The following is a 12,184-nucleotide window of genomic DNA, read 5'->3' on the forward strand; positions in this document are numbered from 1 at the left end:
GATCCGCTCCTCGGCGAACGCCTGGTGCAGGATCTGCAATGTCTCGCCCAGCCGGCTTGATCGCTGCGCGAATGTGCCCCACTCAAGGCCAGCCCGCCGGTGCTCGTCCTCGATCGAGCCGCTGCCGAGCCCCAACGTCAGGCGACCCCCCGAGATCTGGTCGAGGGTGGTCGCCATCTTCGCCAGCGTCACCGGGTGGCGGAACTGGTTGCACAGCACCATGTGTCCGATGCGGATCCGGTCGGTGCGGGCCAGCAGGGCGGTGGCCAGTGTCCAGGCCTCCATCGAAGGATATTCGGGCATCCCTGGGCCGTACAGATGGTCGTAGAGCCACAGCGAGTCGATTCCGAGCTGCTCGCAGCGCCGGGTGCGGTGCAGCATGTCATCGAACGAGAAGCCCATCTGGGGCAGGTAGACACCGATCTCGGGTCTGCTCATGACCGCGTGGTCGCCTTTCCGCGTTCGGGTGCCGCTGTACATTCCCCCGCCTGCATGGTAACGACATTCTCAGTATTGGAGAAGGCAGTTCTGAAAAGTTCCATCTACCTCGAGCCGGAAGGGCCGACATGCAGTTCTCGATCACCCACCCGATGCACAGCCACCCGTACAACCCCGAACTCGTCGCGGGCGCCGGCATCGCGCAGGTCGCGGTGGCCGCCGAGAAGGCCGGCTTCGGCGGATTCGGGTTCACCGATCATCCGGCGCCGACGCAGCGGTGGCTGGAAGCCGGTGGTCACGATGCGCTCGACCCCTTCGTGGCGATGAGTTACGCCGCCGCCCACACGACGACGTTGCGACTGATCCCGAATATTGTCGTGCTGCCGTACCGGAATCCGTTCGTGGTCGCCAAGGCGGGCGCGACCTTGGACCTGTTGTCGGACGGCCGGTTCACGCTGGCGGTAGGGGCGGGCTACCTGAAACGCGAATTCGCGGCGCTGGGAGTTGATTTCGACGATCGGGCGGCGCTGTTCGAGGAGTCGCTCGAGGTGATCCGGGCAATCTGGACGACCGACGACGTGACGTTCGAGGGCAAGCACTTCAGCGCCCGCGGTATCACGGCCCATCCCCGGCCGATGGCCAAGCCGCACCCCCCGATCTGGATCGGTGGCAACACCGCGGCGGCGCGGGCCCGGGTGGCGGCCCACGGCCAGGGGTGGTGCCCGTTCCGGGCTCCTGCGGTGCTCGCCCGGACTGCGCGCACCGCCACCCTGGACTCGGTCGAGCGCCTCACCGCCGGGATCGCAGATCTTCGGCGGCGCCTCGAGGACGCCGGTCGTGACCCTCGGGACATCGACGTGGTGTTCACCAACAGCGTCGGTGGCAGCCCTGGCGACGACGACTTCGACGCCGGCGCGTTCCTGACCGGGGTGGCCGAACTCGAGGCGGCGGGGGTGACCTGGGTTCAGGTGTCGGTGCCCGGGGACAGCCTGTCGCACGCGCTCGAAGCGATCGAGGAGTTCGGGTCCTCGGTCGTCGCCGAGGTCAGCCGTTGAGCCGCACCAGCGTCTTGCCGATGTTGGCCCCGGTGAACAGGCCGTTGAGGGCATCGACGCAGGACTCGATGCCCTCGAAGATGTGCTCGCGGTGCACCAGCAAACCGTCATGTTCCCACTGCCGCAACGCCGCGAACGCCTCGTCGAAGCGGCCCCATTCGTCCAGCGCGTTGAACCCTTGCATCGTCGCGGTTTTCGCGAGCAGGTTCACATAGTTCGCCGGCCCGGGATGATCGCCGGTGAGATAGCTGGAGATGACTCCGCAGAGCACGACGCGTGCCTTGTGTGCCAGCCGGCCGAGCACCGCGTCGAGGATCGGACCGCCGACGTTGTCGAAGTACACGTCGACACCACGCGGACAGTGCTCCCTGAGCGCGGCAGGCAGGTCCTCGCCGCGGTAGTCGATGCACGCGTCGAATCCGAAGTCCTGCACCACGGCCCGGCATTTGTGCGCCCCGCCGGCAATGCCGACCACGCGTGCGCCGGCGATCTTGGCGATCTGGCCCGCCACCGAACCGGTCGCGCCCGCGGCCGCCGACACCACGACCGTCTCACCCGGCTGCGGGCGTCCGACACCGGTCATCCCGAAGTAGGCCGTGGCCCCGGTGGGGCCGTACACCGACATCACCGCCCGGTGGTCGACTTGATCTCCGGGCCCGGGCACCGGGGTGGTGAACAGGTCGTCGCGCACGAGTGTGTACTCCTGAAATCCCGTCAGGGTCGTCACGACGTCGCCGACGGAGTAGGCCGGACACCGGGACGCCACCACCTCGCCGATGCCCGCCGCGCGGATGCACTCACCCAGTTGCACCGGCGGCAAGTAGCTCGGCTGGTCGTCGAGCCAGGTCCGCGCCGCGGCGTCGATGCCCACGTAGCTGGTGCGCACCAGCGCCTCCCCGTCGCCGGGTTCGAGTGCGTCCACTGTCACCAGTTCGGTGTCCTCCGGCGCGACCAGCCCGCGTGGCCGGCGGCGCAACAGGATCTGGCGGTTCTTCGGCGGCATCAGCCAGAAACTACCCAAGCCGCGGCTGGGCCGGACCCGATCACGTTCATTTCGGCGGCCACAGGGCGGGCTTCGGCAACTCGGCTAGCACCTGCAGCCTCGACTCGTCGAAACTCAACATGCCCTTGATCGGCCGGCTCTCGGGCAGCGGGTCCTGGTAGCTCCACGCCACGTCATCGACGACGGTGCCGCCGACGCCGGCACACCAGTAGGTGGCGTGGCCTTTGTAGTTGCAGTAGCTGGTCGTCGCGGATCGGCTCAGCAGATCCGTGCGAACGAGCGACGGATCGACATAGAGCCGCGGCTCGAGCGCGGTCTCGAACAGGATCGTCGTGTCGTCGGTGTCGACCAGGCTCGTGCCGAGCACGTCGACCCGCAGCCGCCGGCTGGTCGGGCGGCAGTCCACCCGGTGGTACGGGTTGGGCGGATAGTGCACCAACGGTCGGCCCTCCTCGATCCAGCTGTCCATCAGCGCCCAGGGCACCACCACGTAGCCGGGAGCTTCGGGTACCGGATCGCCCTGCAGGTCCCCGATCTCGTCGGCCGCGAAGGCGAAGCTGAGCGGGCGGCCGCGGCGGTGCACCATCAGGGCGTGTTCGGTGTCGATGACCGTGTGCCCGTCGCGGATCGCCTGAACCCGCCGCGGGTGCGGCTCGATGTACACGACGTCGTCGGCGACCGGGGGAGTGAGCCGCCCGGCACGGTCGCCGCTGAGCGGGCCCGTTCCAGCGACCAGGCTCATCGAAGGTTCCCGGTGACAGTCGGACTCGTGGGCGTCTGCATGCCTTCAGACCTTACAAAGTCTTGTCAAGATGTCACGCTCACCGGTCAGGCCCGCAGGTCGGCTCGTGGCAACAAATGGTGTCGGTTTGGGCGAAGGAGACATCCGGTGTGCCGAACCCCTGTCAAATGGGTACCACGACCATGATCGCCACCGACGGGGTGAGACGGTCGGCCGGAAACGAACGGGGTGAGAGTGAAACGGCTCAACGGCGTGGACGCCATGATGCTGTACAGCGAGACCCCCGAGATCCACATGCACACCCTCAAGATCGGTGTCCTCGACGTGTCGAACGTCGAGGGTTACGACTTCGAGCTGTTCCGAGCGGTGGCCGCGGCCCGACTGCACGCGTTGGCCCCGTTGCGGTATCAGCTGGTCGACATCCCGCTGAAGCTCCACCACCCGATGTGGGTGCAGAACGCCGAGATCGACCTCGACTACCACCTGCGCCGTGCCCGGGTCGCCGCCCCGGGAGGACGCCGCGAACTCGACGAACTGATCGGGCAGATCGCCGGCACGCCGCTGGACCGCGATCATCCGCTGTGGGAGATGTACGTCGCGGAAGGGTTGGCCGACAACCGCATCGCGATCATCCACAAGGTCCACCACGTGCTGGCCGACGGTGTGGCCTCCGCCAACCAGCTGGCGATGGCGATCCAGCCCCAGGAGCCCGCGGTGGGGGGACAGTTGGCGGCGGCCCCCGCCGATTCGGGAACGCCGACCAACCTGCTCAAGGCCGCCGGACAGGACCACCTCAGGCAGCTGCGGAGACTGCCCCAGCTGGTTAACCGGACCGCCGCCGGTGTGCTGCGGGTTCAGAAGAAGTCCAGGCAGCGCGGCCGCAACCCCGACTTGGCACGCAACTTCGCGCCGCCGCCCACGTTCATCAACCATGTGGTGACGCCGGGACGGCGATTCGCCACCGCGCCGCTGGCACTACCCGACGTGAAAGAGACCGCCAGGCACCTCGGCGTGACCCTCAACGACATCGTGCTGGCAACAGCGGCCGGTGCCCTGCGCCGACTGCAGCTGCGTTACGACGGCAGAGCCGACGCACCGCTGATCGCCGGAGTCCCGGTGAGTGTCGACCCGTCCCCGCAGCGGCTCGTGGGCAACGAATTCACCTACATGACACCGTCTTTGCCGGTCCACATCGACGATCCGCTGGAGCGGGTCCGGCTCACCGCGCTGTCGACGGCGATCGCCAAGGAGAACCATCAGCTGCTGGGACCCACCCTGATTCCGTCCTGGTTGACCTATCTGCCGCCGGCGCTGACGCCAGGAATCTTCCGCAGTCAGGCTCGCCGGGTCGAATCCGCGACCGTGATGAACCTGACGATCTCCAATGTGCCGGGACCGCGGCAACGGGGATTCGTCGAAGGCGCGACGGTGGACGAGATCTATTCGGTGGGGCCGATCGTCGCAGGCAGCGGAATGAACATCACCGTGTGGAGCTACGTCGACCAGCTCGCCATCTCGGTGCTGACCGACGACCGAACCCTCGCCGACCCGCACGAGGCCACCGATGCGCTGATCGATTCCTTCGTCGAGATCCGCCGGGCTGCCGGGCTGGCCGACGCGCTGACCGTCGTCGAGAACGCCATGCCGATGGCCCCGGCGACGTAGCTTCCCGGCTACGTCGGTATCCCGGACGGAAACCGTTGCTCGGTTGGTTGTTTCGCCGCGCCCGCAGGTGCCGCCGGGCGTTCCCGGAGCCCGGCGGGCTTTACAGATGTATGAAAAAGTGTCACGCTGTCTGTGCGCGAGACGGCTGGCGCACAAGGTGCGGCGATGACGCAGAAGTCCTCAGGGAGGCAGACGGTGACTGCTCGCACGTCCGAGGTCGACGGCCTTCGACCGGTCGAACGGCGGAGCTCCGGAGTGCGCAGCTCAGGTGGCGTGCTGCTCGCTTACCACCTGACGGCAGTCGCGGCCGACGTCGAGGACGTCGTCCGCCACGCGGGGGGATGGCTCTGCGACCGGGCCCGGGCAGGCTGGCAGGTCACTGTGCTGGTGCCACCGGGCAGCGATACCCGCGCACTGACGATCCTGGGTGTGGGCGTGGGAAGCTGGGAACCCGGCGCGTCCGCGCTGGGGTCCGAACCACCGGCCGCAGTCGCGGTGGGAGCCGGTGTCCTGTGCCGACACGAAGACCTGCGCCGGGAAGTGCTGGGCACCGTCGAGGTCGAAAGCAGCGAGGTCACCGTGTGGGGGGAGGCGCCCCCGTTCACCACCGACCTGAGATTCGGCCGCGTGCACCACCCTCTGAGCGTCGCCGCGCAGGCATTCAAGGCGCGAGCACTTTCGCAATGCGACTCTGCGGGCACCGCGCCGGCCGTCGAACAGTTCCTCAGTTGTGCGCTGTGGTACCCGCCAGAGGGCGGCGATCTGGTGCCGGTCTCATCAAGCCGGTGACCGAGGACCGAATACCGGAGGCCTCGCGACGCCTGGACCCCCGAGGCGAGCACGGCGCCGGCGACGACCGCCTACACCGCGTCCGTCTCCTGGTGCCCGGCGCGGGAGTCGGGGAGGTCGTGCGGTCTGTGGGCGGGTTCCTCTGCGACCGGGCGCGCGCCGGGTGGGACGTCAGGGTGCTCCTCACAGCGCCGTGCGACACGCGCGCGCTGCGGATCCTCGGCATCGCGGCACACGAACTCGACGCCGACCTGCTGTCGGTGATCGAGGGGCTCTCCCGCGGCGGCGCACTCGCGCTCGGCGCCGATGTCCTGGCCCGGGACGCCGACAGCCGCGAGCAGGTGTCGCGACTGATCAGCCGGGGTCGGGCCGAGGTCACCGTGTGGGGCCGACCGACACTGGGCAACCTCACCCAGGGCCTCGAGCCGGTGGCCCATCCGATGAGCGCGGCGGCCAGGGCGTTCAAGGCGCATGCACTTCGGGCCATCGGCGGCGCTACGGACAGCGGTGCTGCCGTCGAACCGCACGAGACGTTGTTCCGGGTCCGCGGGTCACGCCGGCGTCGCTCGCTCTGAAAGCGAAAGCTAGCGGGTCTCGGGGTTGCGGTGGACGTACCAGCTGCGCGCCACGACGCCGAAGACCAGCGCCGCGAAGCCGACCACAAACCAGTCCTCGACACGACCGGCGTGGTTGCCGTGCAGCATCAGCAGAAGGAAGATCCCCCCCAGCACCCCACCGATCTGCTGGACGCGGGGATTCTCCTTCGACCAGCCCCACTCCGCGGACGGCACATCCTCGACGTCGACGCCGCTGCGACGTTCCACCTCGGTGCTTGCCACGGCTGCTCCTCACATTCGGGGCTCGGTTGCGTCATTCTGACACAGGTCTACTACGAGCGGCCGTAGAGGCACCGAATGCGCAGCATCAGCGCAGTAGGCTCGCCGGTCATGACAGCGCAGAACGCAGCAGGCCCTTTCGGCGACAAGGTCGTCTTCGTCACAGGTGCGGCACGGGGTCAGGGACGGGCACACGCCATCCGGTTCGCCGAGGCGGGCGCCGACGTCATCGCGGTCGATCTGTGCGACCAGATCGACAGTGTCGCCTACCCGATGGCGACGCCGGAAGACCTCGACGAGACGGTGCGACTGGTCGATAAGACCGGTAGGCGGATAGTCGCCGAGCAGGGCGACGTGCGCGACCGCGAGCGGCTTGCCGAGGTCGTGGCGCGCGGGGTCGAAGAGTTCGGGCGCCTCGACTTCGTGCTCGCCAACGCCGGAATCCTGCCTGCCGCCGGCCGACAGGGCCGCGACATCACCGCCTACACCGACGCCATCGGCGTGATGCTCAACGGTGTCTACTTCACCATCGAGGCCGCGCTGCCCGCGCTGCTGGCCAACCCCGACGGTGGCGCCATCGTGATCACCAGTTCGGCAGCCGGTTTCAAATCCGTCAGCACCGATTTCGAGAGCATGAGCCACGGCGCCGCCGGATACACCGCCGCCAAACACGGCGTCGTCGGCCTGATGCGGCACTTCGCCACCTCACTGGCGAGCAAGAACATCCGGGTGAACTCGGTGCATCCGGGCGGCGTCGCGACCCCGATGGTGCTCAACGAGGCCATGGCCGGTTTCGTCGCCGAGCACCCGTCATTCGGCGAGTCCCAGCGCCCGCTGCTCACCATCCCGATGATGGAACCCGACGAGGTAAGCGAGACGATGCTGTACCTGTGCGGACCGGCCGGACGCCACATCACCGGGGTGGCGCTGCCCGTGGACGCCGGGCTGATGCTCAAGTAGCCGTACCGGCTGTACTTCAACGCGCCGTACCGGCTTTACTTCAACGCGCCGTACCGGCGCAACGCCACGGCGCGTTCCTCGGCGTGGTCGACCATCGGCTGCGGGTAGTCGTCGGGGCGGTCGTCACCGAGCTTGTGTACGTCGTCGACCCCGGACAACTCCGGCACCCAGCGGCGCACCCAGTCGCCCGAGGGGTCGAACTTAGACCCCTGGGTCGTCGGGTTGAACACGCGGAAGTACGGCGCCGCGTCCGTGCCGCAGCCGGCCGCCCACTGCCACCCGTGCTGGTTGTTGGCCATGTCGCCGTCGACGAGCTGGTCGAGAAACCACCGAGCACCCCACTGCCACGGCAAGTGCAGGTCTTTGACCAGAAACGACGCCACGATCATCCGCACCCGGTTGTGCATGAACCCGGTCTCGGCCAGCTGCCGCATTCCGGCGTCGACGATCGGAAAGCCCGTCCGCCCGGCCTTCCACACCTCGAACGCCTGCTCGGCGTCGTTGCCGTCGTCGACCTCGATGCCGTCGAACGCGGAGTTCCAGTTCCACCACCCGCTCTTCGGCCACTCGTGCAGCACACTGGCGTAGAAATCGCGAAAGGCCAACTCCCGCAGGTACGCCTGCGGACCTTTGCCCCGGCCCAGGTCCGCGGCCAGCGTGCGTGGATGGATCGTGCCGAACTTCAGATGTGCCGACATCCGGCTGGTCCCGTCGAGATCGGGCCGGTTGCGGTCACCGTCGTAGTCGGCGAGTCCGTTGCGGCAGAATCGCTTCCAGTGACTCAGCGCGGCGTGCTCACCGGCCGGCAGTTCCAACTCGACACCCGCGTCGGGGATCTCGGTGATGTCGGCACGCCCTGGCACGTCGGCCGGATCGATCCAGCGCGCCGAGTCCTTGCCGGACTCTGCCGGCGGCCGCCACCCGTGTTTGCGCCACGCCTCGAAGAACGGGGTGAACACCTTGTACGGAGTGCCGTCGCCCTTGCTGACCCGCCCCGGTGACACCAGATACGGCGATCCGGTCGCCACCAGTTCGACCTCGCCGAGCGCCTCGTGCACCTGCTCGTCACGACGGCGCCCGAAGGGCGTGTGATCGCCGGAGACGTGCACCGACGACGCGCCGATCGCCTTGGCCAGCGCCGGTATCCGCACCTTCGGGTCACCCCGGGTGACCAGCAACCGGCCGCCCAGGCCGGTACGCAGCTCGCGCAGCGCGTCGTACAGATACTGCAACCGCCGCTCGCCGGCGCCGGACTGCAGTCGCGGGTCCAGCACATAACAGGCGAGTACCTCGCCGTCGACATCGGCGGCGGCCGACAGCGCAGGCAGATCGTTGAGTCTCAGATCGCGGCGGAACCACAACACAGCGGGCATGGCATTGATGCTGCCCGCAATCTGCGGTAGAGAAACAAGGATCTACGAGAGGTGGTTGATGCAATTCTGGAGCGGCACGCCGTTCATGGAGGTCGCCGACGCGATCGCGGTCGCGCGGATGGTGGACGAGGCGGGCTACGACGGGATCATCTGCGCCGATCACCTGATCTATCCACGGCAACTGACATCGCCCTACCCTGATTCGCCCACGCAGAAGCCGCCGTGGCCACCGGAGACGAGCTGGCCGGACCCTTGGGTCCTGACCGGTGCGATGGCCGCGGTGACCACCAGGTTGCGGTTCTCCAACGCGATCTACATCGCCCCGGCACGGCCGCTGCTGGAGGTCGCCAAACAGGTCGCCACTGCGTCGGTGATCTCCGGCGGGCGGGTGTCACTGGGGGTCGGCGTGGGCTGGATGCGCGAAGAGTACGAGCTGATGGGCCAGGACTTCGGGAACCGGGGCAGGCGCCTCGACGAGATGATCCCCGCGTTGCGGGCGCTGTGGGGCGGTGGCTGGGTGTCGTGGAGCGGCGAGCACTACCGGGTGCCCGAGATGATGATCGAGCCCCATCCGCCGGGTCCGGTCCCGATCCTGTGTGGCGGCGAGTCCGAGGCCGCGCTGCGCCGTGCGGCGCGACTGTGCGACGGGTGGGTCGGTTACGCCTACGCCTGGGACGACGCGGTGCGCTACGCCCAGAAGCTGACCGAGCTGCGACGCCACTATGACCGACTCGACGATCCGTTCGACATCCTGCTGGCGCTGCTGGAGCCCCCGACTCCCGACCTCTACAAGCGTGCCGAGGACGCCGGAATCACCGCCGTGATGTGTGCGCCGTGGATGGGTGTCGAGGGCGTGCGCTCCGGGGGAGTCGAGCAATTCCGGGGTCCCATCGAGCAGTTCGCCGAGACCGTCATCGCCAAGGTCAACGGCTGACCGGCACGGCTGCCAGAATGCCTGCATGACCCCCGAGCCTGCCGATCGTTACCCGCGGGACATGGTCGGCTACGGCGCCGACCCGCCCCATCCTCGCTGGCCGGGCCAGGCCAACATCGCGGTGCAGTTCGTGCTCAACTACGAGGAGGGCGCGGAGAGCAATGTGCTGCACGGCGATGCGGCGTCTGAGACGTTCTTGTCGGAAATCGTTTCCGCCCAGCCGTTCCCTAATCGTCATATGAGCATGGAGTCGCTGTATGAATACGGTTCGCGTGCCGGGGTGTGGCGGGTGCTGCGGACCTTCGAGCGCCGCGGCCTGCCGCTGACCATCTTCGGAGTGGCGATGGCACTTGCCCGCAACCCCGCGGCGGTATCGGCGTTTCTGGAGCGCGGCGACGAGATCGCCTGTCATGGCCTGCGCTGGATCAGCTATCAACTGCTCGAACCGGAGGTGGAGCGCCGGCATCTCGCCGAAGCGGTCGAGTTGATCACCGAGGTGACTGGGCAGGCGCCGCTGGGCTGGTACACCGGCCGGGACTCACCTGCCACCCGCCGGCTCCTGGTCGAACACGGCGGCTTCGTCTACGACTCCGATTCCTACGCCGACGATCTGCCGTACTGGACCAGGGTGAACGGGACGAACCATCTGGTCGTGCCGTACACCCTGGACACCAACGACATGCGTTTCGCGATCGCAGGTGGGTTCCCCAGCGGCGACGAGTTCTTCACCCACCTTCGCGACGCGTTCGACGTGCTGTACGCCGAGGGTGTGGCCGGTGCGCCGAAGATGCTCTCCGTGGGACTGCACTGCCGGCTGGTGGGCCGGCCGGCCCGGATCGCGGCGTTGGAGCGCTTCCTGGACCACGTGCAGTCCCACGAAGGGGTGTGGATCACCCGTCGTATCGACATCGCACGGCACTGGGCGGAGCACTTTCCGCCGAGCTGATCCGCGCTGTCGGGGGCGCTGAGGGACCGCGTGACTCTGGGCCGGCGCGGCGAGCGCTCCGCCGGGACAGCGGAAATGTCTTCCCACTTTCAGGCTTTCGTCGGTGCGTCGGTGGTGACGAAGCTAGGGTGGTCGGTGGCCAACGCGACGCTGGGCCCAACTGCGCGGCGCCGCGTACGAGCCCGCGGCAGGAGGCACGGGGCACATGATCGTCACCGGAAGAGGAGTTGCTGCACCGGTCTGTCTGCTGGTGCTCTGTCTCGCCGCCGTCGGCTGTCGATCGGCCACACCGGAGTGGCGGCACGCCACAAGTGCGACCGGGAACTATGTCGCCGAATTTCCCGGGGAGCCGGTGACACGGACGGAATCGGCTCCGGACAGCCCGATATCGACGCAGTTCACCTTTTCCGAATCCGACGAACACTCCTTTGGCATCGTCGAGACGACGTTGAACGGCATCGCTGCTTACCCGCTTGACGAAGCGGTCGACAGATCCATCGAAGGCAGTCGGGCCGACCGAGAAGAACACACCGGTGGCCCCGTCACGGTGAGCGAAATCTGGCGGACCACGGGCAACTTCGACGGCGCCGAGACCCGGGAGTTCGGTTACCAACTCATCGACGGCGACGAGAAGACGACGGTCAACTCGGTGCTCTTCTATCGCGACGGCAACGTCGTGCAGGCCATGGTCGTGTACGACGGTGAGGCCGACCAGGAAGCGGTCGACCGCTTCCTGTCGTCCCTCGCGAGCGAACCGTCCTGAGTGGAACCCTGCCGCCGTTTAGCACCCTATGAGGGGTGAGTTGGTCACATGGGGGGCATCAGCACCGTGTCGATCAGGTAGACCGTGGCGTTGGCGGTCTGCACGCCGCCACAGACCACGGACGCGTCGTTGACTCGCAACTCGCCGTCGTGGCCGGTCACGGTCACCTCGGCGCCCTGCACCGTCGTGTGGGTGCCTACCACTGCGGCCGGATCCGCTTTGCCCGGAACCACGTGGTAGGTAAGGATATTGGTCAGCAGGGGGGCGTCGGTGGTGAGTGTCTCGATGGTCGCGGGATCGATCTTGGCGAACGCTTCATCGGTCGGTGCGAACACGGTGAACTCGGCGCCGTTGAGGGTGTCGACCAGGTTCACCTCTGGATTGAGTTGCCCTGAAACGGCTTTGGTGAGGGTGGTCAGTAGCGGGTTGTTCGACGCGGCCACGGTGACCGGCTCCTGGGCCATGCCCTGCACCGAGCCTGGGCCCACGGGTACCTGCTCCACGTAGGCCGCGCACCCCGGCCCCACCGGTTGGGCGGTCGCTGTCGCCGCCGATCCCAGAGAGAGTCCGACCGTCGCGGCTACAGCGAATCCCGCTCCTGCCAATGCTTTTCCGTTGACCATCATGTCCTGGAGTTTCCCTTCGTGTCATCAGCCGGTGGTCCGGCGACGTCTGTGTGC

At 67.8% G+C, this 12,184-nt stretch carries 14 protein-coding genes; 8 read left to right on the forward strand and 6 right to left on the reverse strand.

Annotated elements, in window-relative coordinates; translation table 11 throughout:
- On the reverse strand, nt 1–438 hold a 438-nt coding region (locus BEMPMBAN_RS27245), incomplete at its 3' end, for an LLM class flavin-dependent oxidoreductase (protein ID WP_159234675.1).
- Between the two features lie 128 nt (nt 439–566).
- Here BEMPMBAN_RS27245 and BEMPMBAN_RS27250 point away from each other — a divergent pair.
- Nucleotides 567–1,493: an LLM class F420-dependent oxidoreductase gene (locus BEMPMBAN_RS27250; RefSeq protein WP_159228936.1), complete on the forward strand. Its 927-nt coding sequence runs from the start codon at nt 567–569 to the stop codon at nt 1,491–1,493.
- Here BEMPMBAN_RS27250 and BEMPMBAN_RS27255 read toward each other — a convergent pair.
- Both BEMPMBAN_RS27255 and BEMPMBAN_RS27260 read right to left on the reverse strand, forming a co-directional pair.
- A complete protein-coding gene (locus BEMPMBAN_RS27255; RefSeq protein WP_159228937.1) occupies nt 1,483–2,496 on the reverse strand; it encodes an NADP-dependent oxidoreductase in 1,014 nt (337 codons plus the stop codon). The genes BEMPMBAN_RS27250 and BEMPMBAN_RS27255 overlap by 11 nt on opposite strands.
- A gap of 46 nt (nt 2,497–2,542) precedes the next feature.
- On the reverse strand, nt 2,543–3,238 hold the full coding sequence (locus tag BEMPMBAN_RS27260) for a DUF427 domain-containing protein (protein WP_159228938.1): 696 nt from the start codon (nt 3,236–3,238) through the stop codon (nt 2,543–2,545).
- Nucleotides 3,239–3,472: 234 nt separating this feature from the next.
- Here BEMPMBAN_RS27260 and BEMPMBAN_RS27265 point away from each other — a divergent pair, with 234 nt between their 5' ends.
- The 3 genes from BEMPMBAN_RS27265 to BEMPMBAN_RS27275 all read left to right on the forward strand — a co-directional run bounded on the left by BEMPMBAN_RS27265 (nt 3,473) and on the right by BEMPMBAN_RS27275 (nt 6,267).
- A complete protein-coding gene (locus tag BEMPMBAN_RS27265; protein WP_159228939.1) occupies nt 3,473–4,903 on the forward strand; it encodes a WS/DGAT/MGAT family O-acyltransferase in 1,431 nt (476 codons plus the stop codon).
- 195 nt (nt 4,904–5,098) lie between these two features.
- Complete coding sequence (locus BEMPMBAN_RS27270) at nt 5,099–5,692, forward strand: hypothetical protein (protein WP_159228940.1); 594 nt, start codon at nt 5,099–5,101, stop codon at nt 5,690–5,692.
- A complete protein-coding gene (locus tag BEMPMBAN_RS27275) occupies nt 5,689–6,267 on the forward strand; it encodes a hypothetical protein (RefSeq protein WP_159228941.1) in 579 nt (192 codons plus the stop codon). The genes BEMPMBAN_RS27270 and BEMPMBAN_RS27275 overlap by 4 nt, the downstream gene beginning before the upstream one ends.
- A 9-nt stretch (nt 6,268–6,276) precedes the next feature.
- Here the strand turns inward: BEMPMBAN_RS27275 and BEMPMBAN_RS27280 are convergent, their stop codons facing one another.
- Nucleotides 6,277–6,531 carry a DUF2631 domain-containing protein gene (locus BEMPMBAN_RS27280; protein ID WP_159228942.1) on the reverse strand — a complete coding sequence of 85 codons (255 nt, stop codon included), beginning with the start codon at nt 6,529–6,531 and terminating at the stop codon, nt 6,277–6,279.
- Nucleotides 6,532–6,639: 108 nt separating this feature from the next.
- Here BEMPMBAN_RS27280 and BEMPMBAN_RS27285 point away from each other — a divergent pair, with 108 nt between their 5' ends.
- The gene (locus BEMPMBAN_RS27285) at nt 6,640–7,488 is read left to right on the forward strand and encodes a mycofactocin-coupled SDR family oxidoreductase (RefSeq protein ID WP_159228943.1); all 849 of its coding nucleotides are present in this window, start codon (nt 6,640–6,642) and stop codon (nt 7,486–7,488) included.
- Between the two features lie 35 nt (nt 7,489–7,523).
- Here the strand turns inward: BEMPMBAN_RS27285 and BEMPMBAN_RS27290 are convergent, their stop codons facing one another.
- Nucleotides 7,524–8,861 (reverse strand): cryptochrome/photolyase family protein, encoded by a 1,338-nt coding sequence (locus BEMPMBAN_RS27290; RefSeq protein ID WP_159228944.1) that lies wholly within the window; start codon nt 8,859–8,861, stop codon nt 7,524–7,526.
- A 58-nt stretch (nt 8,862–8,919) separates the two neighbouring features.
- Here BEMPMBAN_RS27290 and BEMPMBAN_RS27295 point away from each other — a divergent pair, with 58 nt between their 5' ends.
- The 3 genes from BEMPMBAN_RS27295 to BEMPMBAN_RS27305 all read left to right on the forward strand — a co-directional run bounded on the left by BEMPMBAN_RS27295 (nt 8,920) and on the right by BEMPMBAN_RS27305 (nt 11,504).
- The gene (locus BEMPMBAN_RS27295; protein ID WP_159228945.1) at nt 8,920–9,795 is read left to right on the forward strand and encodes a TIGR03619 family F420-dependent LLM class oxidoreductase; all 876 of its coding nucleotides are present in this window, start codon (nt 8,920–8,922) and stop codon (nt 9,793–9,795) included.
- 25 nt (nt 9,796–9,820) lie between these two features.
- Nucleotides 9,821–10,741 carry an allantoinase PuuE gene (gene puuE / locus BEMPMBAN_RS27300; protein ID WP_159228946.1) on the forward strand — a complete coding sequence of 307 codons (921 nt, stop codon included), beginning with the start codon at nt 9,821–9,823 and terminating at the stop codon, nt 10,739–10,741.
- Between the two features lie 352 nt (nt 10,742–11,093).
- Complete coding sequence (locus BEMPMBAN_RS27305; RefSeq protein WP_159228947.1) at nt 11,094–11,504, forward strand: hypothetical protein; 411 nt, start codon at nt 11,094–11,096, stop codon at nt 11,502–11,504.
- A 44-nt stretch (nt 11,505–11,548) separates the two neighbouring features.
- On the opposite strand, the gene BEMPMBAN_RS27310 is transcribed toward BEMPMBAN_RS27305, so the two are convergent.
- A complete protein-coding gene (locus BEMPMBAN_RS27310) occupies nt 11,549–12,130 on the reverse strand; it encodes a fasciclin domain-containing protein (RefSeq protein ID WP_159228948.1) in 582 nt (193 codons plus the stop codon).
- Nucleotides 12,131–12,184 lie beyond the last annotated feature (54 nt).

This window comes from Mycolicibacterium austroafricanum, assembly GCF_902705885.1.
GTDB lineage: Bacteria > Actinomycetota > Actinomycetes > Mycobacteriales > Mycobacteriaceae > Mycobacterium > Mycobacterium vanbaalenii_A.

Bases quoted from the DNA above. Each gene is read 5' to 3' on its own strand.
- BEMPMBAN_RS27250 (WP_159228936.1), top strand. From the start codon at position 567: ATGCAGTTCTCGATCACCCACCCGATGCACAGCCACCCGTACAACCCC.
- BEMPMBAN_RS27285 (WP_159228943.1), top strand. From the start codon at position 6,640: ATGACAGCGCAGAACGCAGCAGGCCCTTTCGGCGACAAGGTCGTCTTC.
- BEMPMBAN_RS27310 (WP_159228948.1), bottom strand. From the start codon at position 12,130: ATGATGGTCAACGGAAAAGCATTGGCAGGAGCGGGATTCGCTGTAGCC.
- BEMPMBAN_RS27295 (WP_159228945.1), top strand. From the start codon at position 8,920: ATGCAATTCTGGAGCGGCACGCCGTTCATGGAGGTCGCCGACGCGATC.
- BEMPMBAN_RS27290 (WP_159228944.1), bottom strand. From the start codon at position 8,861: ATGCCCGCTGTGTTGTGGTTCCGCCGCGATCTGAGACTCAACGATCTG.
- BEMPMBAN_RS27255 (WP_159228937.1), bottom strand. From the start codon at position 2,496: ATGCCGCCGAAGAACCGCCAGATCCTGTTGCGCCGCCGGCCACGCGGG.
- BEMPMBAN_RS27260 (WP_159228938.1), bottom strand. From the start codon at position 3,238: ATGAGCCTGGTCGCTGGAACGGGCCCGCTCAGCGGCGACCGTGCCGGG.
- puuE (WP_159228946.1), top strand. From the start codon at position 9,821: ATGACCCCCGAGCCTGCCGATCGTTACCCGCGGGACATGGTCGGCTAC.